Source organism: Nonomuraea sp. NPDC049625 (assembly GCF_040675285.1).
Taxonomy (GTDB): domain Bacteria; phylum Actinomycetota; class Actinomycetes; order Streptosporangiales; family Streptosporangiaceae; genus Nonomuraea; species Nonomuraea angiospora_A.
Genome location: NZ_JBFAOQ010000005.1, coordinates 153,283 through 178,343 on the forward strand (window position 1 = coordinate 153,283; position 25,061 = coordinate 178,343).

Below are 25,061 nucleotides of genomic sequence, written 5' to 3' on the forward strand. Positions count from 1 at the left end.
GACGAGCGGTCCCGGCTCTTGCCGACAAGACTGGATGGCGGTGTAGGTTATAACGGTGACCGACGAGACAGGACAGCGATGAGCGAATCAGCGGCCGAGCTCTACACGACGAAGGCGGACTTCGCCTACCTGCGCGTCAAAGAGCTGATCCTGTCCGGGAAGCTGCTTCCCGGCTCCGTCATCGCGCAGGCGCAGCTGGCCCGCGACATCGGCATCAGCACCACTCCCCTGCGCGAGGCGCTGCGCCGGCTCAAAAGTGAGGGGCTGGTCGAGCTGGACGCCCACCGCGACGCCCGCGTCGCGCCGCTGGCCGCCGAGGAGGCCCGCGACCTGCTGGAGCTGCGCCGCTCCCTCGATCCGCTGGCGATCGGGCTGGCTGCCGAACGGCGCACCAAGGCCGACATCGCCGCCATGCGCGCCGCGCACGAGGGCCTCAAGCCGCTGCCCGGCAACCCTGGCTACGAGCAGTTCGTGGCCCACCGCAAGTTCCACGCCGCCCTCTACGCGGCCTCCCACAACGACCTGCTCATCCAGACCCTCGACGGCCTGTGGGACAAGGCCGACCGCTATCGCCGCCTCGCTCTGGAGGTCGAGCGCGGCCAGGCCGCCCGCGACCGCAAGGCCGCCGAGCACGAGGCCCTGCTGGAGTACGTCATCGCGGGCGACGCGGAGTCGGCCGCCGGCGTGATGCGCGAGCACATCGACACCAGCCTCGGCGCCCAGGCCGCCTGGCGCCTGCGCAAGCACCCCGCCGAACCTTCTTGATACGGACGGCGGCCGGACTCGGCGCGAACCGCCGGGCGAGCGCCGGGCAGCGTCAGGAGGCTCCGGGCCGGGGGTGCGCCTGCTGCTGTGGCGCCGTCCAGCTGGTGAGGAGCTGGAGGGCCTGGGCGGTCGCCGAGCCCGGTTCGACGTTGTAGACGCACAGGGTCTGGTCGACGTCGCCGGGTGCCTGGAAGGACTCGTAGGAGAAGTGGAGATCGCCGACGACGGGATGGTGGTAGGTCTTGGCGCCGTGGGTGCGGCGCAGCACGCGGTGGTCGTTCCACCAGGCGGAGAACTCCGGCGACTTCAGGGTGAGCTCCCCGACGAGGTCGGCGAGCTGGCGGTCGTTGGGGTAGCGGCCGGCCTCCAGGCGCAGGACGGCGACGGTCTCGGCCGCGATCCGCTCCCAGTCGCCGACCCTTTCGCGGGCCTCGGGGTCCAGCAGGTAGTAGCGGGCCAGGTTGCGCCGGGGCGCGGGCAGGGCGTCGAAGTCGGTCAGCACCTCGCGGGCGAGGCGGTTGGAGGCCAGCACGTCGGTGCGGCGGCCGAGGATGAAGGCGGGCACGTGGTCGAGGGTGTGCAGCATCAGGTGCAGGCCCGGCCTGACCCGCTGCGGGCTGACCGGAGCCCGGCGCGCGTCGGCGGGGCGGACCAGCAGGTTGGTGAGGTGCTCGCGCTCGGAGGGGTTGAGCCGCAGGGCCCGGGCGATGGCCTCGACGACCTCGGGCGACGGGGAGCCGCCGCGGCCCTGCTCGAGCCGGGTGTAGTACTCGGTGCTGACCCCGGCCAGGCGGGCCACCTCGTCGCGGCGCAGCCCGGGCACCCGGCGGGTGCGCCCGTCGAAGGGCAGCCCGGCCTCCTCGGGGGTGATCCCGGCGCGCCGTGAGCGCAGGAAGTCGGCGATCTCGCTGCTTCGGTCCATGTCTCCAGTGTGGCCAAGCCTGGCACGACCGGTCCTCGCCAGGGTGGCCCTGACAGTACCAGTTTCGCGGAGACCTGCCTGGTGAGGGCCCATTTTGACGGCCTGCGAGGGCCTGTCGGGTGGTGTCCTGATGAGGGAGCTTGCGGCGATGCCGGCCGCGGCCACCTGTCACTTCACCCACCTTGAAAGGTACCCACCATGACCACGCAGATCTCTGCCCGTTCCCTCACCGGCCGCGTCGCGGTCGTCACCGGCGCCTCCAGCGGCATCGGCGAGGCGGCGGCCGAGCACCTGGCCGAGCTGGGCGCCCGCGTCGTCGTCCTGGCGCGGCGCGCCGAGCGGCTGGACGACCTGGTCGCCCGGATCGAGAAGAACGGCGGCCGGGCGCTGGCCCTGGCCGTCGACGTCACCGACGCGGCCGCGGCGCAGGCGGCCGCCGACCGGGTGGCGGCCGAGCTGGGCGGCGCCGACCTGCTGTTCAACAACGCGGGCGTCATGCTCCCCGCGCCGATCGAGGAGCTGGCCACCGCCCAGTGGCAGCGCCAGATCGACCTCAACATCACCGGCCTGATGAACGCCATCGCCGCGTTCACCCCCCAGCTGGTGAAGGCCGCCGCCGAGCGCGGAGTGGCCGACCTGATCAACACCTCGTCGATCGCGGCCCAGAACATCTTCCCGAACTTCGCCGTCTACTCCGGGACCAAGGCGTACGTCACCCATCTCTCCCGCCACCTGCGGGTCGAGCTGGGCGCGAAGAGGGTGCGGGTCTCGGCGATCGAGCCGGGCATCGTCGCGACCGAGTTGCAGAGCCACGTCACCGACGAGGGGGCCCGGGCGTGGCTGGAGGGCGCCAAGGAGACGATGGAGTGGCTCACGCCGCAGGACGTCGCCGAGACCGTCGGGTTTCTCGCGAGCCTCCCGCCGCGGGTGAACCTTCAGCAGGTCACCATCATGCCGACCGGCCAGCCCAGCTGATCGGCCGCTCCTCAACGGTCGTGGGTCGCGTTCGATCGCCGGGTGGGCCGCCGGTCGAGCGGCGACCTCTCGGCGATCTGTTCGCGGGGCAGCCGGTGGAGCGCCTGCAGGGCGCGGAGGAAGCCGTGGCGGTCGGCCGCGGGCAGGCGGGCGAGCAGGCGCTCCTCGTTCGCCTGGATCTCGGCCCGCACCGACCCGCGCACCTCGCGGCCCTCGGCGGTGATCGTGAGGATCCGCGCGCGGCGGTCGTGCGGGTCCGGCTCGCGGGTGATCAGCCCGGCCGCCTGGAGCTTGTCGAGGGTGCCGATGATGCGGGTCTTGTCGGCACCGATCGCCTCGGCCAGAGCGGCCTGCGTACGTACGGAGCCGTCGTCCAGGGCGCCGAGCACGGTGTATCCCCACATGGAGACACCATGCGCCGCCAGCACCGGCAGCTCCGCCGCGATGAGCGACTGCAGGAGAGGATGCAGCATCTCGGCGAGATCGCGGCGGGCCGTCACAGGTCCAAGATATCCGGTTGACAGATCATATGCATCCGAAGACCATATGCGAATGCATATAAATGGGCTCATGGTCGCACTCGACGCGCAGGCCGTTCGCGCCAGCGTCGAACTGGCGGATCGAGTGCGGCCCGAGGATCTGTCCCGTCCGACGCCCTGCCTCGGATGGACCGTGTACGGCCTGCTCGCCCACATGGCCACCCAGCACTACGGCTTCGCCGCGGCGTCCAGGGGAGACGGCGATCTCGCCCGGTGGAAGCTGCGTTCCCTCGGCGACGACCCCGTGGCGAGCTACCGGGCCTCCGCCGAACACGTCCTGGCGGCCTTCGCCGCCGACGGCGTGCTGGAGCGCATGTTCCCGCTGCCCGAGTTCGCCAGCGGGAGCGCCTTCCCCGGGGCGCAGGCGATCAGCTTCCACTTCATCGACTACGTGGTGCATTCCTGGGATCTCGCCAAGGCGCTGGGCGTCGCGGTCGACTTCCCGCCGGACCTGCTGGACGCCGCCCTCGCCGTGGCGCGAGCCGTACCCGTTGGCCAGGCGCGCCTCGCGCCCGGGGCGGCCTTCGCACCGGCGCTCCCGTGGTCGGGCGGGTCGCGGCTGGATGAGATCGTGGCAATCCTGGGCCGCTCGCCGAGCTGGCCCACGTGAAATCTTCGGAATGGAGCACGACATGAGCAGCGGCGTCAGATTGATCCGTAACCACCAGCTCACGCAGCAGGTGGACTACGCCTATGCCGCGGTGGCCGACGCGCCGGTGCGTTCTGTCTGGGTGGCCGGCGCGTGTCCCCTTGATCTCGACGGCGCGACCGTCGCGGTCGGCGACTACGCCGGCCAGGCGCACCAGGTGATGCGCAACCTCGTGACCGCGCTGGAAGGGGCGGGCGCGTCACTGACCGATGTCGTCAAGACCACCGTCTACGTGGCCTCCTCCCAGCAGAGCGACCTGGGCACGGCGTGGGCGGTCTACCGGGAGTACATGGGCGAGCACGACGTGCCCAGCACCTTGCTCGGCGTGACCGTACTCGGCTACAAGGACCAGCTCGTCGAGGTCGAAGCCGTCGCCGTGCTCCCGTCGGCGCGCAACTGATCCCACCTTCACGGAGCCGGGCGTCTCCTTGGGGACGACGTGCAGGAGGATCGGCTGCGTGCGCGTGAGCCGGGTTCCCAGCCTTCGGATCGGCGATCCCCTCCGGGTTCAACGTTCGTCTGTGGCCTGGGGAAGCCGTGGGGAGGGCGCCGAATATCCGGTTTTGCGCCGTCTATACCCTTGCCGACGTGGAATTCCAGAGAGGGCTGGCCTTACTGGTCGCCGGCACGTTCTTCATGGAGATACTCGACGGCACGGTGATCACGCCCGCCGCGCCGCGTATCGCCGCGGAGCTCGGGATCGCGCCGATCGACGTGAACGTCGCGATCACCGCGTACGTGCTCACCATCGGGGTGCTGATCCCGATCAGCGGCTGGCTGGCCGACCGGTTCGGCCCGCGCCGGGTGTTCGCGGTGGCGATCGTGCTGTTCGTGCTGGCCTCGCTCGGCTGCGCGCTGGCCCCGACGCTGCCCGCGCTCGTCGCCGCGCGGGTGGTGCAGGGGGCGGGCGGTGCGCTGATGGTGCCGGTCGGCCGGCTGGTGGTGCTGCGGACGACGGAGAAGTCCGACCTGGTCCGGGCGATCGCGTACCTGACCTGGCCGGGCCTGCTCGCGCCGGTGCTGGCGCCGGTCGTCGGCGGGTTGCTGGCCGACTACGCGTCCTGGCGGTGGATCTTCGTGATCAACGTGCCGCTCGGGCTCGCGGCGTTGGTCGTGGCGCTGCGGATCGTGCCCGACCTGCGCGCCGACGCCCGTGACCCGCTGGACCGCGCCGGGTTCGCCCTCATGGCGGTGGGCGTCGCGGGGCTGATCGTGGCGCTGGAGGGGCTCGGCTCGGGGTTCGGGCCGTCGACGGCGGTGGCGCTGGTGGTCGCGGTCGCGGGTCTGGGCCTGGCGGTACGGCACCTGCTGCGCGCCCCGCGCCCGATCGTCGACCTGCGGATCCTGCGGGTGACGACGTACCGGGTCACGGCGGCGAGCGGGTCGGTCTACCGCGGCGTGATCATCGCGGTCCCGTTCGTGCTGCCGCTGCTGTTCCAGGTGGGGTTCGGCTGGTCGGCGGCGCAGGCTGGGCTGGTGGTGATCGCACTGTTCGTGGGGAACGTCGGGATCAAGCCCGCCACCACGTCGCTGATGCGCCGGTTCGGGATCCGCATCGTCCTGCTCTGGTCGATCGTGATCGGCGCCGCATGCCTGGTCGGGATGGCGTTCCTCGAGCCCACGACACCGCTGCCGGTGATCCTCGTGCTGCTGCTGGTGAGCGGGATCGTACGGTCGACGGGGTTCACCGCGTACAACAGCGTGGCCTTCGCCGACGTCGGCCAGGACCGGATGAACCACGCCAACACGCTGCTGTCGACGCTCCAGGAGCTGGGCGCGGGCCTCGGCGTGGCGATCGGCGCGCTGCTCGTACGGCTGGGCGAGACGATACCCGGGGTGGCGGGCGCGGCCGGGCCGTACCGCGTGGCGTTCGTCCTCCTCTCGATCATCCTGGCCCTCCTGGCGATCCCCACCCTGCTTCTCCCCCGAACCGCCGGCGACGAGGTGACCGGCCGCGCGTAGACACGCCCGCCTCCGGCTCCGATCGCGCACCCCTGGTGCTCATCGGGCACGGTGGCGGCGGTCGACTCCAGGATCACGGCCGCGGTCTTCGGCCTCCACTGGCCCGGCCTCCTGGCCGAGACGGCGAAGCGGATCACCATCCCGCGCGAGTCCGGTCTGGCGTTGTTCGACGCCTTCGCCTCGAAGGAGAAGACGCTGCACGCCAACGCGGGCAGACACAAGGAGACGCCCAGGTTCGAGACCGACAGCGCGGTCCGATTCTTCACCCGGTACCTCGACCGCGCCTGACGCATCGGCGACCGGCCGGACGCCCCCGCCGCCTCATGGTTTCGTGTCCCGTGCTGGGCAGGACACCGTTTTCATACGATGATCAACGCATGTCCTCCCGTGCGTCCGCCACGCTGGCGGGCTTAGCCCTGGCCGTTCTGGTCACCGGCTGCGCCGATCCGGCCGCCGACCGGGTGTCGCTCGTCAGCGCGACCCAGCCACCGGCGATCCAGCCACCGGCGTCCCCACCGCAGCCGTCGGCAACGGTGCTCCTGCCGCAGCCCTCGCACATGATGTCCTCGGGTCCCGTACGGCACCCGTACCCGCCGGCGACCTCCCTGACCGATCCCATGGCGACCGGCGCACCCCTGCCGTCGACGGGCCGGCCGCGCTACTTCGTCTCCGCGCGAACTCCGCTCGTCCACTTCCCCGGCAACTCCAAGACCGGCGTCTTCACGTCGGTGCCGCCCGCCGTGCACAACGCCGAGACCGGGGCGTTCATCGCCAACATCCCGCTGCCGCCCGGTATCTCCAGCTCCTGGCATCTCGTGGCCGCCGCCCGGGACAACCGGACGTTCGCCATCGCCGGCTGGACCGAGCCGAAGAATCCGGACATCCTCTTCTTCCTGGTCCGCCTCGGCGAGGACGGGCGGCCAGGGAAGCCGGTCGCCGTCACGCAGACCGACCCCGACGACCTCAGGGCGGTCTACGACCTCGCCCTCAGCGCCGACGGCACCCGCCTGGCCTACGCCACGCCGCTCATCGGAGGCGGCGCCAAGATCTCCATACTCGACGTCGCCACCGGCCGGCGCCGCGACTGGAAGACGATGACGCACCCGATGCTGAGCAGCCTGTCCTGGGCCCCGGACGGTCGCTCGATCGCCTACCTGCTGGGGCGCCGGGCCATCGCCTCGCTCGACCTCACCCGTCTGGCCGCCGACCCGAACGGCACCACGTACCAGATCATCAAGAACGCCACGGGCGCCACGCCCATCGAGTCGCTCGCCCACACCCCCGACGGCAGCGCGCTGATCTACGCGTCCGGGCACACCGTCGAACGCGTCCCCGTGACGGGCGGACCGGCGCAGGTCCTGGCCCGCCCGGAGCTGCCACACGACGCCTCGCTGAGCCTGCGCTTCAGCGTGGACGGGACCGGCGAGCACCTCCTGTACGTGCACGAGTGGCGCGCCTATCAGGTCGGCCTCGCCGACGGCGCGGTCACCTCGGTGCCGATCACCGTCGACGAGCGTCCGGGGGAGGGCGACTCACCGCGCGCAGCCTGGTGACCAGCGGCCACATCGCGTGGAGCCGGTCGGCGGTGGCTTGATACGCCTCCTCGGTCGCGACCGCGAGACCGACGCCCGGCTCGGTGTCCAGGTGCTCGCGCAGCGGGATGAAGCTCATCGGTTCCTGGCGGCGGCGGGCGAGCTCGACGCCAACATCATCGAGACCGGCAGCGGCTCCCCCGCACCCGCGCGCCCGGCAGGCCGGGCGTTCACGCGGGCACGGGCGGCCTTTACCGGCTGGCTGAGTCGAGGAGCAGTTTCGCGGCCACCGTCGCTCCGTCGGTGTGGATCGTGCCCGCCACGGCCCTGGCTCGTGCTCGGGTTTCGGGCGCCAGGGCCAGGGTGAGCGCGGCTGACAGGGACTCGACGGTCGGGGTCCGACCGTCGTGTGCCGCGCCGATGCCCAGCTCGGCGATCCGGGCGGCCCAGTACGGCTGGTCCGCGATCTGGGGGACCACGACCTGGGGCGCGCCGGCCCGGGCTGCCGTCGTCGTGGTGCCCGCGCCGCCGTGGTGAACGACGGCGGCCACCCGGGGAAACAGTGCCTGCTGGTTGACCTCGCCGACGACGAAGCAGTCGTCCCGATCGTCGATCAGGGCCAGGTCGGCCCAGCCGCGGGCGAGCAGGATGCGGCGGCCGTGCGCGCGGATCGCCTCGATGGCCACCCGGGCGATGTCCTTCGGGGCGTACGCGGCCATGCTGCCGAAGCCCACGTACACCGGCGGTTCGCCGGCGTCCAGGAACGCCTGCAGCTCTTCCGGGAGCGGGCGTTCGTCGGGCAGGATCCATGCCCCGGTCTGTACGACGTCAAGGTCCGTCATACCCTGCGACGGGCACAGGGTCGCGTCTGCCGCCAGCCACGGCCGGTCGGTGAGGACGTAGTCGCGGACGTTGTCCACCGGCGGCAGGCCGATCGCCGCCCGGTGGCTGTTGAGCGCCTCGCCGTACAACGCGTTCACCCGCTGGGCGTCCTGCTCCCACAGCACCCGGTTGTCGGTCTCGCCCGGCGGGGACTGTTGGCCCGGCCGCGCCCCCGGAGGGAAGTGCCGCGACGGCAGTCCCAGAATATGGAAGCAGGCGCACACGTACCGGATGCCCAGTTTCTCGGCCACGTCCCGTGCGCCGGCCGGCATCAGGCCGGTCGCCAGCAGCGCGTCGCATCCCTCGGCGGCCGTTGTGAGCGTGTCGAACCGCGCGGCGACCAGCTCGGGAGCGAGCCGGAACGCGGCTTGCGCCGAAGGCGGCTTCGGGCCGGCGACCACCGAGCGCACCGTGGGGCCCAGCGGCACCAGCGGCACGCCGACACGCGCCAGCAGCGCCGCGAACTCCTCGTCCGGCGGCGCGCACACCTGTGCCTCCGCGCCGAGTTCCCGCAGCCGTACCGCGAGTGCCGCCAAGGGCTCTACGTCCCCGCGCGATCCCCATGTCGACAACACCACACGCATTTCGTGTCCCCCGTTTCCGCAGGTGTTCTGGCTTCGGCGGACCATCTTGAGGCACCACCCGGGTCTTGCCGCAAGCCCCCCAGTGCGCTATAACCTGAAAGTGGCAAGGAGCGAGGTCTCCTTGCCATTGCCATTTGTCACCGAGCCCAGTCTTGGTCACCTATCGTGAGAGACACATGGCCGGCCGGCACCGCCCGCCGGACCGCCTGGGCCGTCACCGCGTTCCTGGCTTTCGCCACCGACATCAGCGCCGACGCCTTCCCGAACCCGCACCATCCCGGCTTCTGAGCGCTCAATACGCGTGGTGTTCTCAGCAGAGTTCGAGAGGGCCGTTGATTTCGAAGTTCTCGTCGAGAATGGTGACGAGGCGGTCGGCGGCTCGCGGGGTGGTCTCGCTCGCCCATCGGCCGACGAGGCTGAGGAAGCCCTGCAGTCGCAGGTGCACTGTGGCCAGGAGGGCAGGCAGGTCGTCGAGCTGGATCTCCACCTCATGCGTGGGTGAAGGTAGCGAGCGTGAGCCAGACTCCTGCCTGAGCCGGACGGCTCCGGCGATGTATTCGAGCTCGGTGTCGGGATCGTGCCCCAGCCAGATGCCCTGCTTGTGCAGGACGTCGCGCCACTCCCGCCAGTTTTCCAGGCTGCAACAGCATCCCGGCAGGATCTCGGCATTGGTGGTCGCGTCCCTGATCCGTAGCCCGCCTGGAGCGATAAGCGCTTCGGCATCGGCCAGATGCCGGTCCAGCAGATGGTGGAGATCGCTGATCGGCGCGGTCGGGATGTCGGCGTAGCTGAAGATGACCGCCATCGCGGTGCCGACCTCGGCCGGGCTCATCTGGCCGGAGAGGGCAAGGATGTTGTCGGTGGCCGGTTCAGCGACCGGCCAGGCGGTGAAGCCCGCCGTTCCGTCGGTCTCCAGAACTGCGTCCATGAGGATCACGGTCACGATTATCGTGGCGGATCGGCGCCTGATCACTTCCGGGCGGCGGCTTATGGAGAAGCAGTTGCTGCAAAGCCTCGGCCGGCGACGGTGTCCTGCGCCCGTATCGGACAGTCAGGTCTCAATGGAACAGCTCTCCGGCATCGTCTACGACTGGATGACCGTTTGCTCAGCGCCCGCGACGATCCCGGCGGGCTGGGTCGGTCCCGCGAGCTCGTGGGCCGAACGGGCGAGCCAGATCGTGAACAGGACGCCAGGCACATGGCGGCCCGTCCACCAGCATGACGAGCACGTTCGGTCACGTCGCGGGGGTGGATTCGTCCACTGGTGTGAAGAGGGTCAGGCGCCACAACATGCCGACACCGCCAGAGGTCAGCGCGATCGCCGCGGCGACTGCCGGCGCACCAAGATAAAGGCCCGTGAGGAGCAGAGCCGGAAGGCCCAGACGGTAACGAGAGATCACGTGGCACTTACAGCGGCGGTGGGAATGAGGAGGCGCCTGGAGGGGATTGCCCCTGTGGGTTCTGCCCGGTGCGCAACCGCGCCGGTGTGTACGTTCGCGTGGCCGGTGCGGTGGTGCGCAAGCCAGATGGGCGTACGCGTTCTCGGTCCCGCGCGGGATTTCCGGATGCACCAGGACGTACCCGATGGCAATTAATCAGGCGCATTCGTCCGCCCCGATCGCGATGATAGGGATGTGACCGACATCGAACTCGCCGACGCGCGAGCGCTCGCCGAGAGCCTGCGGCAGGTCTACACCGTGGTGGCCGAGCGGATCGGCGAGGCCAACGCCACCTCTCCGCTGGTCGCCAAGGTGACCGAGCACCTCGGCTGCCCGCTCAGCGACGTGGTCGTCGTGGAGGAGAAGTACCGGCTCTACGAGCACGCCGCGCTGCAGACCGCCGCCGACCTCTACCTGGACGCCCACTCCCCCGGCGCGCAGTGGTTCGGCATAGTGGGCGGCGAGCGGCGCTGGGAGAGCATCATCAACATGCTGCTCGCGGCGATGCGTGAGGGCAGCCGCATGCTCGGCCGCCCCGACTACGGAACGGCCCCGATCGGCCCCGACACCACGATCGAGATCGTGCAGCTCGGCCTGGTCGCCACGGCGGCGCCCGACGGCGCCCCGGTGCTCATCGGGCTGAGTAACAAGGACGACTACGACGGCCACAGCCTGCTCACCGTGCTGGCGGCCCGGCGGGACGTTGCGAGCGCCGTACGCGACGAGGTGAACCGGCTCAAACAGGACAACGACCCGTTCCGCGGTCAGGTGCTCAGCTTCGGCTTCAGCGAGCACAGGGAGAACGAACTGCTCACCTTCCTGCCCCGCCCCGAGCTGGACCCCGACGAGGTGGTCCTGCCGGAAGGACGGCTGGAGGCCATCGAGGAGCACGTCGTGGGGATCGCCGAGCACGCCGACCGCCTCACCGAGGCCGGCCAGCACCTGCGCCGGGGGCTGCTGCTGTACGGGCCGCCGGGCACCGGCAAGACCCACACCACGCGCTACCTCATCGGGCGGCTGCGCGAGCACACGGCGGTGCTGATGACCGGACCCGCCATGCGCAAGATCGACTACGCGGTGGCGGTGGCGCGCAAGCTGCAACCGTCCATCGTGGTCGTCGAGGACGTGGACCTGATCGCCGAGGACCGCAGCCACCACGAGACCAGCCCGCTGCTGTTCTCCCTGCTGGATGCCATGGACGGGATCAGCGGCGACGTCGACGTGACGTTCGTCCTGACCACCAACCGGGTGGAGGCTCTGGAGAAGGCCCTGGTGCAGCGGCCCGGCCGGGTGGACCTCGCGGTGGAGGTGCCGCCGCCTGACGCGGCGGCGCGCGAACGCCTGATCCGCCTGTACGCCCGCAACCGGCCCATTGTCGCCGACACCGCCAAGGTGGTCGCCGCCACCGAGGGGGTCACGGCGTCGTTCATCAAAGAACTGCTGCGCCGGGTCATCCTGGTCGCGTTGCGCTCCGACGAGCGGGTGCTCACCGACGATCATTTCGACACGGCGCTGCAGGCGATGGCGGGCGACGGCCAGGCACTCACCCGCGCGCTCCTCGGCTCCCAGGAGACGGCGGCTCAGCCGAAGCACGAGCGTACGGCCGCCCGGTTGGAGCCGCCCGCCTGCTCGTGACCCGAAGCCGGCCCGCCGCCTGCGCCGCGGGCGGCCTGGATCAGGGCGGTCACGACGTCGGCCACCGAGCGGGGTCAGGGCGGCCAGGGTTTCGTCGGCGAGGGACGGGCGCTTCCGGCGAGCTGTACGGGCGGCTCAGCAGGTGCACGTTGGATAGCTCGCTCGCTCGCCTCCTGCCGCCTGTCTGCTGCGCCGGCGGTGGCGTCGTTAGGGTGGCGGTGTGATTCGCGCCGTGGTGATCGATGTGGATGACACGCTCTGCCTGACCGAGGCGGCGTGTTTCGAGCTGGAGAACGAGGTCCTGACGCGTCTCGGCCGTGCGCCGATGTCCCGGCCGGTACATCTGTCCACGTGGGGGTTGCCGCTGCTGGAGGCGATGCCGAAACGTTCGCCGGGCGTCGATCTCGTGGCGTTCGCGGCGGAATATCGGGAGGTGCTCGGGGAGTACGTGGCGGACGGCCGGCTGGATGCGGTCACGCCGGAGAACCTGTGGGCCCTCGATGAGCTTGCCGCGGCGGGGCACGATGTCCTGCTGCTGACCTCGCGTACAGAGGCGGAGGTGGAGCATCTGCTGGCACCGGATCATGTCCTGGCGGGCCGGTTGGACGGCGTTTACCACGCCGGCAACGTGCGTTTCGGCAAGCCGGACGGCCGCGCTTTCGACGAGTTGCTGGCTGCGACGGGACTGGAGCCCGGTCAGTGCGTGTACGTGGGCGACTCCCCCGGTGACGCTCAGGCCGCCAACGGGGCGGGGCTGGGTTTCATCGCCTGCATGCAGAGCGGCGTCAGGCGGCGTGCGGATTTCGACGGGCATCGCGTGGACGCGTTCATCGATGCGTTTCCCGAGATGGTGGAGGTCGTTGCCCGCTGGGAGGGCGGGGAGCGCCGGATGAGTCAGCTCTAGGGATCCAGGACGAGACAGGCCAGTTCGTCCGCGTCGGTCACCGCCCGGTCGAAGACTGAGCTGAGCAGGTTCATGACGGACGCGACCGGTACACCACTCACCTGCCGGGCACGCTGGCGCGCGTCTGGGCGAACTCAGCAAGACGGTCAAGCACCTGCGGATCAGCCGCAAGACCCTCATCTCCCTCGCCGAGGAGGATCTCGCCCCGGCTGAACCGGTCGCGCCGCCGCCAGCTGTCCCGATCACCCCGCCTACCGGCAGATTCTCACCGTCTTCGGCGAGGTCGGCGGCTCACTGGGCGCCCGTGACCTGGCCCTGACGCGGAACGGCATCCAGCACGTCCGCGCCAAGCTCAAACGCCTGGCCGGCCGCGGAATCCTCGTCGAGACCGAGCCGGGATCGTTCACCCAGCCGCGCCCATAGCCGGACCGGTGAGCCTCCGGCCGGCCGACCTGTCCCAAGCCCGACGACGAAAGGGACATCGACTCGCGGAACGTACTGGCCAGATGACAACCGATCACCGTCATCCCTCTCGTACCGACCCGTCCGCCGCCACCGTGAGGACAACATTGGGGCCGCCTTCCCCGCACTCTGGGCCGTTCGGGAAACGTCCCTTCGGTGTGACCTCGAGCCTGCGTTCCAGCAGCGGCTTCGCGCCGGCGCCGTGCAGCGTCAGCCGGATCGTCACCGGCCGTTTGGGCAGCCCCGCCACGTCACCGAACCCGTTCTTCTCGCCGGTCCGCTCTTCATCCGCCCGACAATTGTCACCGGAACAGGTCTCCCTGGTCGCCCGCGTGGACGGCCTCAACTCGACGCCGACCTGTTTGCAGGCACCGTCCCAGCACACCTCCATCGTGGCGGCGCTGGCCTCGGCGGCAAGCGGAGCTGCAATGTGCAAGCTCACACCGACGGGGGTGCCGATCGCGGTACACGCCGCCTCGGGCGAACAGCCGGCGGCGAGCAGGAGTGTCAGCAGAGTGAGTCGACGCACATTCCCTCAGACGAAAGTCAGGCGGGCCGGGTTCACCACGACGGGGTTCGGGACACGTCCGTGTTGTCGAAATGCGTGGCAAGCCCGTAACCAGCCGGCCTTACCCAACCCCAACGACGGAAGGGCATCGGCTCGCGAACCGCCCTCCGAGAAACGCTGGACTGACGTCATGCAGGCGGTGATCTCCATCAGCGAGGGCAGCTTCCTCGGCGGGCCGGGCCGAGTGCCGGCTGACGGATTCGTAGGGACGTTCGCGGTCGTCGACTCCGTTGCGCCCAAGCAGGGCTGACGGCGGAGTTCGCGGCCTTGGAGGTCAGGTGGGTGAGCGGCCTTCGAGAGGGTTGGCGGCGATCCGCCCCGCGACGTCGTTCCTGACCGATACGGCGGCAGCGCTGTCCGGCTTGCGCCTCGCCTGGTCCTCGAAGCACGCCAGGAACTGCGCGCCGAATCCCAGCCGAGGGTAGCGGACGAGCATCTCCGCCCGGGCGTCCGGCGAGAACTCCTCCGGCCGCCGTCCGACCACCTCCCAGCTTGTGGCGACCTGCAGCAGGTGGGACTCGGGGTCGGTGGCCGGGGACACGTCCTCGCGCATGTGCAGCATGATGATCTCGGTGACCCTGGCGGCCCGGCCGACCGGCCAGCCGGCGGCCACGCCGAAAACCCAGGCCAGCTGTCCTCCCGCCTCCTCGAACGGCAGCCGATGGCTGTCGAAAGCCTCCGTCAGCCCGATGTCGTGGAGCAGCGCCGAGACGTAGTAGAGCTCGTCATCGAAGGCGATCCCGTGTGCTGTGCCGTACATCGCTCCCCACAGGTAGGAGCGGACGCAGTGGTTGAACAGCGCGGGCGAGCAGAAACGGGTGGCCACCGACAGCGCCGCCACGGCGGCGGGAGTCTCCGGAAACATGGGTCCAACTTTTCATCTGGCCGTCAGGCCTCGATGTCCGACCTTGGCCGCATGCCAGCGGTGATACCCGATGCGGGAGTCGCGCTGATCAAACCCGCGCCGTTGCGCCCAGCCGATAGCCCTACCTTGGCGGATCGTCGACCTTGAGCGTGTCTCTCGTGTTGGAGACGAAGACGACCGGCAGCTTCGCCGGTTGCGTCCGGCTGGAGTTCTCCATGAGCACATGGTGAGCGCCCCGGCAGCTCCGCCCCAGTAGACGAACCCGCAGGAGCAATGCGCGGCAGCAGCCTCGACGATCTCCACATCCCGTGACCCCAACTTGCGCATTCTTTCTGCGACTACAGGACGGGAAATCCTTGGCAGTCAAGGTCTTTTGCCCCGCTCCGAGCGTTACCAGAAGGTCGCTTTGGGAGTCGAATAACCGCGGCTGATCAAGAGGCTGTCTCTGGCCCCTGACCTTGGATGACCGTGTAGTGCTGGGCATCGAAGAATCGGCTGTGTAGTGGTTTTGTAGCGACTCTGTGGGCGTGGTGCGGTACCGTCCCGCTGTCGTGATCAACTTTGATTAACAGGACATCGCTTGCCGCGGGTCGGAAATCGCTATGGCGGCAGGTCGATGTCCAGCCGCAGGAAAGGGGTATCCAATGTCGGAACGTGAAGGAAATCTCGTACGGAAGGTGGCCTTGACGGCCGCCGCCTTCGCAGCCGCGTCCGCGGTCGGGGTCGGAGCAGCCGGTGCCGCTTCGGCTGCCGAGTCCTCTCAGGCGAATCTCTCCGAGGTCGCGGCGACCACCGACCAGAACAGCGCGCTCGGTGCGGTGCTGAACCGGGTGACCGCCGACGACGATGTCTTCCGTCCTGCGGGCACTTTCAACAGGTGACGGAGCGGGTTCGTTCCCGTGGCTGATCGGGCCGTGTAGCGGCCGGCTGGGACACGAAGGGCAGAGAGGCGAAGGACATCGTGATCGAGCTACCGATCGTGCGGGTGAAAGAGCGAGCTGCAGAATGGCCGACTCAGGACGTGACCGATCAGGCGCTTGAGGATCCGTACTGGCGCCCTCTGCCCTTCGTGGAATTCGCTCTCAAATTCCACGGCCGGTGCAACCTGGCCTGTGACTACTGCTACATGTACGAGATGGCCGACCAGAGCTGGAAGAGCAAGCCGGTGGCCATGTCACGCAAGACGATCGACCAGGTCGCCTTCCGGCTCGGAGAGCACGTGCGGGCTCACGCCGACGAAATTGCGGGAGCGTCGGTGCGGATGCACGGCGGCGAAGCGCTGCTTGCAGGCGCGGATCAATTCGCGTACGCGGCGCGAGCGTTCCGGAACGCCGCGCCGTCCGAGGTCCCGCTGCGGCTCGTCACCACCACGAACGGCGTGCTCCTTTCAGACGAGAACCTCTTGAACGTCCTGCGCGAACACCGCATCGGTGTCACGGTCAGCCTCGACGGCGACAGGGAAGGGCAGAACCGTCACCGCAAGTACGCCAACGGCCGCGGCAGCTATGACCTGGTGATGCGCGGCATCGAGGTTCTGAACCGCCCTGATTACCGTGACCTCTTCGACCTTGTGCTGTGCACCATCGACCTGGAGAACGACCCCCTGACCACCTACGAGGCGCTGCTCGCCACCGGGGCGCCGGCCATGGACTTCCTGCTGCCGCTCGGCAATTGGTCGTCTCCTCCACCGGGATGGACCGCCGGGGACGGAGGCACCGCGTATGCGGACTGGCTGATACCGATCTTCGAGCGCTGGTATTCCACCGTGCCGCTTCCGGCCGGTGTCAGGCTCTTCGAGAACATCATGACGTTGTCCCTCGGCGGTCATGCCTACACCGAAGGGCTGGGGCTCAACCCGTTCCAACTCATCGTCATCGAAAGCGACGGAACCATCGAACTCGGTGACGCTTTGAAGTCCGCCTACGAGGGCGCCCCCTACACCGGCTTGGACGTTTTTCGTAACACGTTCGACGACGCGCGACTCCTTCCGGGCGTCGTCGCCCGGCAACGAAAGGTGGCCGGCCTGTCGCCGATCTGCGTTTCCTGCTCGATCCGGGATATCTGCGGGGCCGGCGAGTACAGCACTCGATACCGCGCCGGCTCGGGATTTCTCAATCCTTCCGTCTACTGCGCCGATCTGGCCAAATTGATCTGCCACATCCGCGACCGGGTGCTCACTGACGTGGAACGGTTGAGGGCCGAGCGGGCGGCGGCCGGCTGAGGATTGGAGCCGGCGGCCGAGGACGTTGACGTGCCGTACAACCCCCTTGAGGAACGCGCGACGACTGGCCGCCGTACGGCCCCACCACGACACCGTGATGCGTGAGGTCGCAATCGAACGCATCACCGACGCGGCTACCGAACCCACCATCCGGCGGCTCATGCGCACCCCACTGACGTTTTCGCAGCGACGTGACCAACGGGCTGGTGGAAGGCGCGTCTCCCAGGCAACCGGCTACCGCTACCTCCACGAAGGCATCGACGTCCTCGCCAGCCAGGCGCCGGACCTGCACGAGGTTCTCGGCCGCTGCCGAGGCGAGGGCATGACCCACGTGATCCTCGACGGCACGCTGATCGCCTCCGACCGCGTCGCCGGTCTCCGTGAGAACGGCAACGACCTCTGGTTCGGCCAGAAGCACAAGGCGTTCGGCGGCAAGGTACAGTTCCTGGCCGCTCCTGACGGTACCCCGCTGTGGGTCTCCGACACCGAACCCGGCTCCACCCCCGACCGCCTCCACGCATTCCCCGTCCTCTACAAGGCGGCGGCCGACGGCCTGCCCACCCTCGCCGACAAGGGCTACATCGGCGCCGGCATCGGCATCCTCGTCCCAATCCGCCGTCCGAAAGGCCAGTCGGAACAGGCCCTGCACGCCGACACACGAACTATGAACAACCTGATCAGAGGCATCCGAGCGCTCGGAGAACGCGCAGTCGCCGAACTCAAGCAGCGCTGTCGAGCCCTGCAGCGCGTCACCACCAGCCCCAGCCGGACAGGGAACATCGCTCGCGCCACCCTCACACTCAACGCGATCTGGAGATGATCACCACTGGGAAAACGTCACTGCCTGACTCCTGTGCTGCCCGTCGGCTTCGCCGCGTCAGTCTGCACCGGGGTAAGCGGTGGTGCGCCACCAGTCGCCGGCTTTCAGATGCTCGATCAGCCGTGAGTCGGTGACCACCACGTCGTAATCGGCCCCTACGTGTATCTCCTCGCATCGGAGGAAGGCCGCGGCGGATTCAGGGGACATCTCGTTGAACGGCCCTTCATCCTCCCAGGGAAATCCTCTGCCACTTTCAGACAGCCGTTCTTCGGCCGCCGCCGTGAAGGGGTAGTTGCGCGTCGCAGTCCGCTCCACACTCTCGACGAAGTCGCGATTCATCCCATCGTCCTCGTCAACAAGAAGGTCCAGTATGGTCTCATCCTCTTCCAGATCACGGAGGAAGAAGCTCTTGTCGGGCAGCGGCCAGTGCCAGACGTCCGGGTTGAAGGCAGTTACCCGCAGTTGTATGCGGCGACGCGCTGGATCGACGGCCAGCACCCTTACCGCGTAGAGATCAGTCACGTCGCCATTCTCTGCTCGGGCACCCCCGCATCGTCAAAGGCCTCATACGCAGCCTCCGCGCCCTGCGCGAGCACACCGCCGCGGAACTCAAGCAATCCTGGCGAGCTCTGCAGCGCGTCACCATCAGCCCCAGCCGCAACGGCGAGAGCACACCGCCCCGCTCTGGACTTCAACGCAATCTGGAAGTGATCACCATTAAGAAAACCTCACTGGAAGTGACCGTCATGTCGCTTCTGGTGGACGGCATGTGAAAACCCCTCCCCAAGAATCTCGCTCAGTGCCCGGTCGTACGTTTCGTACGTCAGCGTTTCCGCCGTCACGCTGCCTCAGGCATCCATCGAGCGGCGGCGATCGCCCCAGCCCGTACGGGAGGCCGGCCACCTCCGGCGATCGCCACGGCCTCATCCGTTCCTCGGTCAGGCGTCGACCGAAACGCTTCCGGCGCTATCGCAGCGTCCTGGCCGGCGGCGAGCTGAGCGGCATGATGGTCAACAAGGACCGCATCACCGACCGCCTGCTGGACGAGTGGTGGGCGCCGATGACCTTCCGCGACAACATCCGCGCCACCTACCTGCTGGAACGCCGCCTGGACTGGGCGCAGACCGAACGTGCCCTGCCCTCCACCAACACCCCCACCCTGGTGCTGTGGGGCAGACAGGACACCATCCAGCCCGTCGAGCGCGCCCACCGCTTCGCCGAACTGCTGCCCCATGACCAGCTCCACATCCTGGACGGCTGCGGCCACACGCCCCAGCTGGACTGCCCCGATCCCGTGAACCGCCACCTGCAGACCTTCTTCACCAACTGACTGACCCGCGCTCCCCCGCGCCTGGGGCACTCCTTGCCAGAACCAGCCATCGCACCAGGTACGGGATCTTCTCGCTGCCAGGGCTGCAGCACGAGCGCCCCCGGCCTGGCCGCACCTGACTTCGCCTGGAGGCTCAATGGCCATGACGGCTGGTGGGGCTGGCCCTACGCGTCGCCGAGCGCGGTGGCCGGGTCGAGGTGGGCGAGCGCGTGGATGGTGCGCGGGACCGCCTCGACCCCCCGTGCGCTGGAGCGCGAATCCCTGCGCTCAGACTCCGGGGAACTGGTTCTCGCCGCCGGCTCGAGCCAGTGACTCGGCGGCGTGGCGCCAGATCTCCGCGGCCAGGTCGAAGTTGGCGCGCTCCTGTGCCTGCTCGGCCAGCGTCCGAAGGCCCCGCATGCCTTCATCCTGCTTGCCGTCCAGCAGCAGGAGCTGGTTGCGCAGCACGTCCAGGCGGATCTGCTCCTGATAGTCCAGGTGGTCGTGCGCGTCGGCGAGTCGGTCGAGCAGGGTGCGGGCTTCGTCGGTGTGCCCGGTGTGGAAGGCCAGGCGTGCGCGTAGCGCGAGCAGTTCCTGCTCGACCGTGGGCGTGCCGGCGAACGGCAGACACGCCTCGACCTCCTCGATACGGCGCCGGGCGGGCTCGGTCTCGGGCGGGGTCACGTTGAGGTGGAGGCGGGCGGCGACGATTCGCAGCCGCACCCACATGGCCGGGTCGAGGCGGCCTTGGAGTTGCTCCAGAGCGTCGTTGACCAGCTTCAGCGCGACCTGGGGCTCGCCCTGGCGGAGCCGGACGCCGGCCACGGTCCACGCCGCCTCCGCCAGGAGCCTGCCGGCGGGCAAGCCCGCGACCACGGTGAGCAGTTCGTCGGCGTGCTGGCGGGCCTCGGCCATCCGGCCCGCCTCGGCCAGCGAGGACACCAGAGCCAGGAGGGTGTCGGCCACGATGCGTGTCGTCAGGCCCTCGTCGACGGCCAGGCGGTAGGCACTGATCGCGGTCTCGACCGCGGCCGGAACCTGGCCCGCCCCGCGTTGCGCGCGCGCCAGTCGCGCCCGTGCTCGGGCGCGCAACTCGGGCAGGTCGAGCTGTTCGGCGAGCGCCACCAACTCGTCCAGGCAGCTGCGCTCCTCGATGTGCTCCATGTTGTGGCGTCGCCATTCGGCGACTTGCCACAGCGCTTGCCAGCGCAGCAGGGGGTCCTCGCTGCCTGCCGTACGCAGGGCTCGGGCCAGCAGTTCGCCGGCCTCGTCCACGTCGAGTCCGACGGTGGCGGCCAGGCTGCGCGCCAGCGACCAGTCCGGCGGTTCGGCCAGGTCTTCGGGGGCGACGCCGAGCTGACGGGCCAGGTGAGCCACGGCCTCGTCAGTGGGGGGCCGGGCCCCGGACTCCAGTCGGGAGAGGTATCCGGTGGACATCCCCTCGCCCGCGAGCTCGGCCTGGGTCAGGCCGCGTTCGGTCCTCAGCTGCTTGAGCCGTCGGCCGAAGGCGGGCTGCGTCAGCATCTGTCGTCTCCTTGCCAGGTGAGAGCGCGGGCCGACCGGCCCTCTGCCGCAGCTCATGCTAGCCACCCTACACACGCTTGGCAAATCTTTGCCAGGACAATTAACCGCGCCTAGTCGCGTGGCAAACAGAGGAGGAAAGTAGTTGCCAAAACTCTGGCAATGCCGTTACGGTTCTTGGCATGACGAACTCACGGCGACTCGCCAACCGCACCGTTCTGATCTCCGGCGCCAGCGTGGCCGGCCCCGCTCTGGCCTACTGGCTGCGCCGCTACGGATTCACCCCCACCGTGGTCGAGCTGGCCCCCGAGCTTCGCGACGGTGGCTACAAGGTCGATCTGCGCGGCGTGGCCATGCAGGTCGTCGAGCGGATGGGCATGCTGGAGACCGTACGGCGGGCAAGTACCGCCATCCGCGGCGGCTCGTGGGTCGCCGAGAGCGGCAAGCCACTGGCCAACCTCGGCCCCGACCTCATCGGCATGCGCGCTCCCGGCGACGACGAGGTGATGCGTGGCGACCTCGCCCGGCTCCTCTACGACGCGACACGTGAGAGCTGCGAATACCTGTTCGGCGACACGATCACCGGCCTCCACGAAGGCCCCGACGGCGTCGACGTCACCTTCCGCCACGCCCCGCCACGCCGCTTCGACCTCGTCATCGGCGCCGACGGCCTGCACTCGACCGTACGCCGCCTGGCCTTCGGCCCGCAGGAGCGCTACGTCCACCCCCTCGGGATGCACGCGGCCGTCTTCACCGTCCCCAACCACCTCGGACTCGACCACTGGGAGCTGCTCTATCCGACGCCCGGCAAGGTCGTGAACGTCTACGCCACCAGGCCCGACACCGCGAAGGCGCAGTTCGTCTTCCCGAGCCCCGCCGTCCTGCCCGACCGCTTCGACAGGGCCGCGCAGCAGCGCATCTTGACCGAGGCGTTCGCCGGCGTCGGGTGGGAGAGCGACACGCTGCTGCGAGCCATGCCGCACTCGCCGGACTTCTACTTCACGCCGGTCAGCCAGGTTCGCATGGAGCACTGGTCCACCGGCCGGATCGCCCTGGTCGGCGACGCCGCCTACAGCCCGTCCCCGCTGTCCGGGCAGGGCACCAGCCTCGCGCTGGTGGGTGCGTACGTACTGGCCGGTGAAATGAGCGCGGCGGCGGGCGACCATCGTGCGGCTTATGCCGGATATCGAGAAGCGATGCGCGGGTACGTGGACGTGAACGTGGCGCTCGGCGCGAGCAACGCCGCGCAGATGGTCGCGGGCAGCCCGCGGCAGATCAAGATGCAGACCACGATGATGCGGCTGGTCAGCCGCCTGCCGTGGAAGGATCTGGCGATGCGGCCGATCATGAAGCCGCTCAACGAGGCCGCCAACGCGCTCACGCTCGCGGCGTACTGAGCCTCGAATAGCCCGTCACCCATGAGTTCGAGGACGGGGCCGTCCGCATGGTGCTGATGCGGACGGGACGGACAAAGAGCCTGTCAAGACTTCGACCGCATCGCCGAGCTCGGTCCGGGACCGGGGTACACCACAGGCGTGAACAGGCACACACGAAGCCAGCCGACCGAGGTGAACAACCCTGGCACGAAGCCCACTGCGCGATGACCAGCACGTCCTACGAACTCAGCCGGGCCGGGGTCCTCCTGGTCGATCCCTACAACGACTTCTTGTCCGAGGGCGGGAAGATCTGGCCCCGGTTGAAGGAGATCGCCCAGCGCGTGGGGCTTCTGGACAATCTACGCGCGGTGATCGCCGCCGCACGAGAGGCCGGGATCCAGGTGTTCGTCGTTCCGCATCGGCAGTGGCAACCCGGGGACTACGACGACTGGAACCACCCCAATCCCACTCAGCGCGGGATCCAGGAACGCCATACCTTCGCGAAAGGCAGCTGGGGCGGCGAATGGCACCCCGATCTCGCCCCCCAGGACGGCGACGTCGTCGTCAAGGAGCATTGGTCACAGAGCGGCTTCGCCAACACCGATCTCGACCTGATGCTCCGGCAGCACGGCATCACCCATGTCATCATCATCGGCCTGCTCGCCAACACCTGCATCGAGTCGACCGGCAGGTACGCCATGGAGCTCGGATACCACGTGACCCTGGTACGGGACGCGACCGCGGCCTTCACCGCGGAGATGCTGCACGCGGCTCACGAGCTGAACGGGCCGACCTACGCACACGCCATCACGACGACGGCGGACCTCCTCACGACGATTCGGTCCGCTCAGTAAGCGATCAGCGGCAGGCCACGCCTATGGATCCGCCGCCGAGGTTCCGGGCCTGCCGCGCGACCGATCGACCCCGGCCCCGCCTTCGTGTCGGGGCAGCCGGCGTCGTCATCCGGCAGTGTGCCGGAGTGGCGGGCACTCGCCGTTCTGGTCGGTACCGGAGCGACTCGCCGAGCTGCTGATCGAGCTGGTTGCTCAAGCGCCGTCCCGTGCCGCCGATCGCGCTGTGCCCCGCGGCGGCAGCGATGTGCTGGTTTGCGATGACTTCTAGAAGCATCGGCTTCACCAGGCCGGGCGACCAGCGGGGGTTGCGCTTGAACCGGCTCGGCACCGTACGGCTGAACTCGCGCGCGGCACGCTCCAGCACGGCGCGGTGCCCGGCCACCGTCTCTTCGCAGGCCACCTGCCCGGAGCCCTCCCGGTCCTCTGCGTGGTTGCGCGGGGGCGGGCCGGGAGCAGGTATGAGGGGCGGGGGTGGGAGAGCGGACACGAGGTCGCGGGCGCGGCGGAAATCGGGCCTGCGGGTCCAGGCGTTCGTACGGCTCTCAGCGGCGCCCGCCGCCGCGACCAGCTCGGCCTGAGCCTGGGCGAGCTCCTGGCTCTGCTCCCAGGTGCGCAGCCGGTGGAGGTAGTGGCGGTATTGGCCGGCCATGACGGAGTCGTACCAGTGGCGCCATCGCGCCGACCACACCCGAAGCTCTTCCGGCAGGAGGGTCGACCAGGCGGCCTGCCGCCACTCGGGCGGGAACAACGGGTTGTGACCGATGACGGCCACCCGATGGCTCGGCCAAGCGCCATCCGCGTCGGTGTCGATGATCAGCAGGGCGCGCAGCCGCTGGTCCACGTCGTTGCGTGCGTATGTGCCCTGCGTATGGAGGGCTGCGTGCGTGCGGACGAGGTGTTCGAGTTCGGCGAGGTCGGCGTGGTCGCGTACCGTCGCGGGCACCCAGTCCGTTCCCATGACCGGCCATCGTAAGGGGTGCGTTGAGCCCGAGAATCCGCGGCAGCCAGGATCGTCTCCTCTTGTCCACGAGCCGGGGGTGGAGGGCGTCCGTGATCGGAGGCCCAGGCCATGGGCCGAGCTTCCCGGGATTCGTCCGGGCTCGGTGCTGCTGAGCGATGGCGCTCCTTCCCGGTCAAGCCCGGCGTCCACCACGCGAGTGGACCGCAATCCGGCCCGACGCCTTCACGAATTACTCGCCGTTCCGGGGGTGGACGGGCTGGCCCCCGGCGCCGATGCTGGGAGGCAGTACCGTCGTGCTCATCGGCCGACTGGAGGGCCGCATGCAGACCCGTACCTGGACTCGCCGTACTGCCGCCTCGGCAGCCGCCCTGGTTGCCCTGCTGTCGCTGTGCACCACTCCGGCCAGTGCGAACGCCGGGTCGTCCGCGAACACGAACGTGGTCCGCCCGCCGCAGTGCGCCATGGTGCTGGCTGACGGCGAATCGGGCGCCAAGCGCCCGGTGTGAGGCCCGCCATGCCCGCATCCACCGAGGATGACGGCCATGACGTCACTACCCATCACCGCCGTTTGCTCGTGGTCGGCGAGTTGCCTGGGACGGCGGTGGACGGCCCAGGCGATCACCACGAGAGCGGCTGACAGCAGGGGCCCGCCGGCGGGCGTGCGAAGGTATCCATATGTCGTACACGGTCCGGCCCCTGGACGCCGCCACCTGGCCCGCCTTCGCGGAGCTCGTCGAGCGCAACAACGGGATCTTCGGCGGGTGCTGGTGCGTCGGTTTTCATCCGGAGGGCAACCAGAGGGGCGCCGGCCGTCGCGCCGTCAAGGAGGACCGGGTCCGTACGGGTCGCGCTCATGCAGCGCTCGTCCTCGACGAGCACGGCGCCGCCCAGGGATGGTGCCAGTACGGCAGCCCCGATGAGCTCCCCGGCATCAAGCACCGGCGCGCGTACGACAAGGAAGCGCCGCCCCGCCCGGACTGGCGGATCACCTGCTTCTACGTCGACGGCCGGCATCGCGGCCAGGGGGTCGCGCGGATGGCCCTGGAAGGCGCGCTCGACCAGATCGCCCTGGCCGGGGGCGGCCTCGTCGAGGCCATCTCCGAGGTGACCACCGGCCGCGAGGCGCCGGGCCGTTTCCTGTTCAGCGCGACGGTCGAGCTCTTCGAACAGTACGGATTCGCCCGCGGCCGGCAGGTCGGCAAGCACGCGTGGATCGTGAGCAGGGTGGTCGATCCGGCGTGAAGCGGGCGGCCGCCGGGCCGTTCCCTGCTGCGGGTGGTCAGCCAGATCGAGACCGACCCGAGCCCGCGAGCACG

Annotated in this window: 27 protein-coding genes; 18 read left to right on the top strand and 9 right to left on the bottom strand. The window is 69.5% G+C overall.

Annotated features, from left to right (window positions below):
• The first annotated feature begins 78 nt into the window (after window positions 1-78).
• Window positions 79-765, top strand: a complete 687-nt coding sequence (locus AB0J87_RS23200) for a GntR family transcriptional regulator (RefSeq protein WP_363968150.1) — start codon at window positions 79-81, stop codon at window positions 763-765.
• A gap of 52 nt (window positions 766-817) precedes the next feature.
• Here AB0J87_RS23200 and AB0J87_RS23205 read toward each other — a convergent pair whose 3' ends face one another.
• Window positions 818-1,687: a helix-turn-helix transcriptional regulator gene (locus tag AB0J87_RS23205; RefSeq protein WP_363968152.1), complete on the bottom strand. Its 870-nt coding sequence runs from the start codon at window positions 1,685-1,687 to the stop codon at window positions 818-820.
• A 198-nt stretch (window positions 1,688-1,885) separates the two neighbouring features.
• Between AB0J87_RS23205 and AB0J87_RS23210 the strand changes: the two genes are divergently transcribed.
• On the top strand, window positions 1,886-2,662 hold the full coding sequence (locus AB0J87_RS23210) for an SDR family oxidoreductase (protein ID WP_363968154.1): 777 nt from the start codon (window positions 1,886-1,888) through the stop codon (window positions 2,660-2,662).
• Between the two features lie 11 nt (window positions 2,663-2,673).
• Here AB0J87_RS23210 and AB0J87_RS23215 read toward each other — a convergent pair whose 3' ends face one another.
• Window positions 2,674-3,162, bottom strand: a complete 489-nt coding sequence (locus AB0J87_RS23215) for a MarR family winged helix-turn-helix transcriptional regulator (protein ID WP_363968156.1) — start codon at window positions 3,160-3,162, stop codon at window positions 2,674-2,676.
• Between the two features lie 70 nt (window positions 3,163-3,232).
• Between AB0J87_RS23215 and AB0J87_RS23220 the strand changes: the two genes are divergently transcribed.
• The 5 genes from AB0J87_RS23220 (at window position 3,233) to AB0J87_RS23240 (ending at window position 7,365) form a co-directional block, all read left to right on the top strand.
• Window positions 3,233-3,811, top strand: coding sequence for a TIGR03086 family metal-binding protein (locus AB0J87_RS23220; protein WP_363968158.1), 579 nt, complete (start codon window positions 3,233-3,235; stop codon window positions 3,809-3,811).
• A 22-nt stretch (window positions 3,812-3,833) separates the two neighbouring features.
• The gene (locus AB0J87_RS23225) at window positions 3,834-4,250 is read left to right on the top strand and encodes a RidA family protein (RefSeq protein WP_363968160.1); all 417 of its coding nucleotides are present in this window, start codon (window positions 3,834-3,836) and stop codon (window positions 4,248-4,250) included.
• Window positions 4,251-4,438: 188 nt separating this feature from the next.
• A complete protein-coding gene (locus AB0J87_RS23230; protein ID WP_363968162.1) occupies window positions 4,439-5,812 on the top strand; it encodes an MFS transporter in 1,374 nt (457 codons plus the stop codon).
• Between the two features lie 51 nt (window positions 5,813-5,863).
• Complete coding sequence (locus tag AB0J87_RS23235; RefSeq protein WP_363968164.1) at window positions 5,864-6,100, top strand: hypothetical protein; 237 nt, start codon at window positions 5,864-5,866, stop codon at window positions 6,098-6,100.
• Between the two features lie 89 nt (window positions 6,101-6,189).
• Window positions 6,190-7,365, top strand: a complete 1,176-nt coding sequence (locus AB0J87_RS23240) for a hypothetical protein (protein ID WP_363968166.1) — start codon at window positions 6,190-6,192, stop codon at window positions 7,363-7,365.
• A 230-nt stretch (window positions 7,366-7,595) separates the two neighbouring features.
• On the opposite strand, the gene AB0J87_RS23245 is transcribed toward AB0J87_RS23240, so the two are convergent.
• Complete coding sequence (locus AB0J87_RS23245) at window positions 7,596-8,762, bottom strand: glycosyltransferase (protein WP_363968168.1); 1,167 nt, start codon at window positions 8,760-8,762, stop codon at window positions 7,596-7,598.
• Between the two features lie 213 nt (window positions 8,763-8,975).
• Here AB0J87_RS23245 and AB0J87_RS23250 point away from each other — a divergent pair, with 213 nt between their 5' ends.
• Window positions 8,976-9,098, top strand: a complete 123-nt coding sequence (locus AB0J87_RS23250; RefSeq protein ID WP_350742433.1) for a hypothetical protein — start codon at window positions 8,976-8,978, stop codon at window positions 9,096-9,098.
• A gap of 22 nt (window positions 9,099-9,120) precedes the next feature.
• Here the strand turns inward: AB0J87_RS23250 and AB0J87_RS23255 are convergent, their stop codons facing one another.
• Entirely contained in the window at window positions 9,121-9,738 is a 618-nt protein-coding gene (locus AB0J87_RS23255; RefSeq protein WP_363969032.1) for a hypothetical protein, read from the bottom strand.
• A gap of 706 nt (window positions 9,739-10,444) precedes the next feature.
• Between AB0J87_RS23255 and AB0J87_RS23260 the strand changes: the two genes are divergently transcribed.
• Both AB0J87_RS23260 and AB0J87_RS23265 read left to right on the top strand, forming a co-directional pair.
• Window positions 10,445-11,884, top strand: a complete 1,440-nt coding sequence (locus tag AB0J87_RS23260) for an ATP-binding protein (RefSeq protein ID WP_363968170.1) — start codon at window positions 10,445-10,447, stop codon at window positions 11,882-11,884.
• 220 nt (window positions 11,885-12,104) lie between these two features.
• Complete coding sequence (locus AB0J87_RS23265) at window positions 12,105-12,788, top strand: HAD family hydrolase (protein WP_363968172.1); 684 nt, start codon at window positions 12,105-12,107, stop codon at window positions 12,786-12,788.
• Between the two features lie 523 nt (window positions 12,789-13,311).
• Here AB0J87_RS23265 and AB0J87_RS23270 read toward each other — a convergent pair.
• Both AB0J87_RS23270 and AB0J87_RS23275 read right to left on the bottom strand, forming a co-directional pair.
• Window positions 13,312-13,692, bottom strand: coding sequence for a hypothetical protein (locus tag AB0J87_RS23270; RefSeq protein ID WP_363968174.1), 381 nt, complete (start codon window positions 13,690-13,692; stop codon window positions 13,312-13,314).
• Between the two features lie 400 nt (window positions 13,693-14,092).
• A complete protein-coding gene (locus AB0J87_RS23275; protein ID WP_363968176.1) occupies window positions 14,093-14,683 on the bottom strand; it encodes an HD domain-containing protein in 591 nt (196 codons plus the stop codon).
• A 644-nt stretch (window positions 14,684-15,327) separates the two neighbouring features.
• On the opposite strand from AB0J87_RS23275, the gene AB0J87_RS23280 reads away from it, so the two are divergent.
• The 3 genes from AB0J87_RS23280 to AB0J87_RS23290 all read left to right on the top strand — a co-directional run bounded on the left by AB0J87_RS23280 (window position 15,328) and on the right by AB0J87_RS23290 (window position 17,724).
• Complete coding sequence (locus AB0J87_RS23280; protein WP_350742420.1) at window positions 15,328-15,564, top strand: hypothetical protein; 237 nt, start codon at window positions 15,328-15,330, stop codon at window positions 15,562-15,564.
• A gap of 80 nt (window positions 15,565-15,644) precedes the next feature.
• Complete coding sequence (locus AB0J87_RS23285) at window positions 15,645-16,904, top strand: FxsB family cyclophane-forming radical SAM/SPASM peptide maturase (protein WP_363968178.1); 1,260 nt, start codon at window positions 15,645-15,647, stop codon at window positions 16,902-16,904.
• A gap of 97 nt (window positions 16,905-17,001) precedes the next feature.
• Window positions 17,002-17,724 carry a transposase family protein gene (locus tag AB0J87_RS23290; RefSeq protein ID WP_363968180.1) on the top strand — a complete coding sequence of 241 codons (723 nt, stop codon included), beginning with the start codon at window positions 17,002-17,004 and terminating at the stop codon, window positions 17,722-17,724.
• 57 nt (window positions 17,725-17,781) lie between these two features.
• Here AB0J87_RS23290 and AB0J87_RS23295 read toward each other — a convergent pair whose 3' ends face one another.
• A complete protein-coding gene (locus AB0J87_RS23295) occupies window positions 17,782-18,246 on the bottom strand; it encodes a hypothetical protein (RefSeq protein WP_363968182.1) in 465 nt (154 codons plus the stop codon).
• Window positions 18,247-18,523: 277 nt separating this feature from the next.
• Here AB0J87_RS23295 and AB0J87_RS23300 point away from each other — a divergent pair, with 277 nt between their 5' ends.
• Window positions 18,524-19,054, top strand: a complete 531-nt coding sequence (locus AB0J87_RS23300; protein ID WP_363968184.1) for an alpha/beta hydrolase — start codon at window positions 18,524-18,526, stop codon at window positions 19,052-19,054.
• A 267-nt stretch (window positions 19,055-19,321) separates the two neighbouring features.
• Here AB0J87_RS23300 and AB0J87_RS23305 read toward each other — a convergent pair whose 3' ends face one another.
• On the bottom strand, window positions 19,322-20,557 hold the full coding sequence (locus AB0J87_RS23305; protein ID WP_363968186.1) for a helix-turn-helix domain-containing protein: 1,236 nt from the start codon (window positions 20,555-20,557) through the stop codon (window positions 19,322-19,324).
• Between the two features lie 179 nt (window positions 20,558-20,736).
• Here AB0J87_RS23305 and AB0J87_RS23310 point away from each other — a divergent pair, with 179 nt between their 5' ends.
• Window positions 20,737-21,951 (top strand): FAD-dependent monooxygenase, encoded by a 1,215-nt coding sequence (locus tag AB0J87_RS23310; RefSeq protein ID WP_363968187.1) that lies wholly within the window; start codon window positions 20,737-20,739, stop codon window positions 21,949-21,951.
• A gap of 203 nt (window positions 21,952-22,154) precedes the next feature.
• On the top strand, window positions 22,155-22,784 hold the full coding sequence (locus AB0J87_RS23315) for an isochorismatase family cysteine hydrolase (protein WP_363968189.1): 630 nt from the start codon (window positions 22,155-22,157) through the stop codon (window positions 22,782-22,784).
• Window positions 22,785-22,788: 4 nt separating this feature from the next.
• Here AB0J87_RS23315 and AB0J87_RS23320 read toward each other — a convergent pair whose 3' ends face one another.
• Window positions 22,789-23,742, bottom strand: a complete 954-nt coding sequence (locus AB0J87_RS23320) for a hypothetical protein (RefSeq protein WP_363968191.1) — start codon at window positions 23,740-23,742, stop codon at window positions 22,789-22,791.
• A gap of 296 nt (window positions 23,743-24,038) precedes the next feature.
• On the opposite strand from AB0J87_RS23320, the gene AB0J87_RS23325 reads away from it, so the two are divergent.
• A complete protein-coding gene (locus AB0J87_RS23325; RefSeq protein ID WP_363968192.1) occupies window positions 24,039-24,251 on the top strand; it encodes a hypothetical protein in 213 nt (70 codons plus the stop codon).
• 169 nt (window positions 24,252-24,420) lie between these two features.
• Complete coding sequence (locus tag AB0J87_RS23330) at window positions 24,421-24,987, top strand: GNAT family N-acetyltransferase (protein ID WP_363968194.1); 567 nt, start codon at window positions 24,421-24,423, stop codon at window positions 24,985-24,987.
• Window positions 24,988-25,061 lie beyond the last annotated feature (74 nt).

Excerpts from the sequence above, each read along its gene's own strand:
- AB0J87_RS23200 (WP_363968150.1), top strand. The coding sequence starts at position 79 with ATGAGCGAATCAGCGGCCGAGCTCTACACGACGAAGGCGGACTTCGCC.
- AB0J87_RS23205 (WP_363968152.1), bottom strand. The coding sequence starts at position 1,687 with ATGGACCGAAGCAGCGAGATCGCCGACTTCCTGCGCTCACGGCGCGCC.
- AB0J87_RS23210 (WP_363968154.1), top strand. The coding sequence starts at position 1,886 with ATGACCACGCAGATCTCTGCCCGTTCCCTCACCGGCCGCGTCGCGGTC.
- AB0J87_RS23220 (WP_363968158.1), top strand. The coding sequence starts at position 3,233 with ATGGTCGCACTCGACGCGCAGGCCGTTCGCGCCAGCGTCGAACTGGCG.
- AB0J87_RS23225 (WP_363968160.1), top strand. The coding sequence starts at position 3,834 with ATGAGCAGCGGCGTCAGATTGATCCGTAACCACCAGCTCACGCAGCAG.
- AB0J87_RS23240 (WP_363968166.1), top strand. The coding sequence starts at position 6,190 with ATGTCCTCCCGTGCGTCCGCCACGCTGGCGGGCTTAGCCCTGGCCGTT.
- AB0J87_RS23255 (WP_363969032.1), bottom strand. The coding sequence starts at position 9,738 with ATGGACGCAGTTCTGGAGACCGACGGAACGGCGGGCTTCACCGCCTGG.
- AB0J87_RS23275 (WP_363968176.1), bottom strand. The coding sequence starts at position 14,683 with ATGTTTCCGGAGACTCCCGCCGCCGTGGCGGCGCTGTCGGTGGCCACC.
- AB0J87_RS23280 (WP_350742420.1), top strand. The coding sequence starts at position 15,328 with ATGTCGGAACGTGAAGGAAATCTCGTACGGAAGGTGGCCTTGACGGCC.
- AB0J87_RS23290 (WP_363968180.1), top strand. The coding sequence starts at position 17,002 with ATGCGTGAGGTCGCAATCGAACGCATCACCGACGCGGCTACCGAACCC.
- AB0J87_RS23305 (WP_363968186.1), bottom strand. The coding sequence starts at position 20,557 with ATGCTGACGCAGCCCGCCTTCGGCCGACGGCTCAAGCAGCTGAGGACC.
- AB0J87_RS23310 (WP_363968187.1), top strand. The coding sequence starts at position 20,737 with ATGACGAACTCACGGCGACTCGCCAACCGCACCGTTCTGATCTCCGGC.
- AB0J87_RS23315 (WP_363968189.1), top strand. The coding sequence starts at position 22,155 with ATGACCAGCACGTCCTACGAACTCAGCCGGGCCGGGGTCCTCCTGGTC.
- AB0J87_RS23320 (WP_363968191.1), bottom strand. The coding sequence starts at position 23,742 with ATGGGAACGGACTGGGTGCCCGCGACGGTACGCGACCACGCCGACCTC.
- AB0J87_RS23330 (WP_363968194.1), top strand. The coding sequence starts at position 24,421 with ATGTCGTACACGGTCCGGCCCCTGGACGCCGCCACCTGGCCCGCCTTC.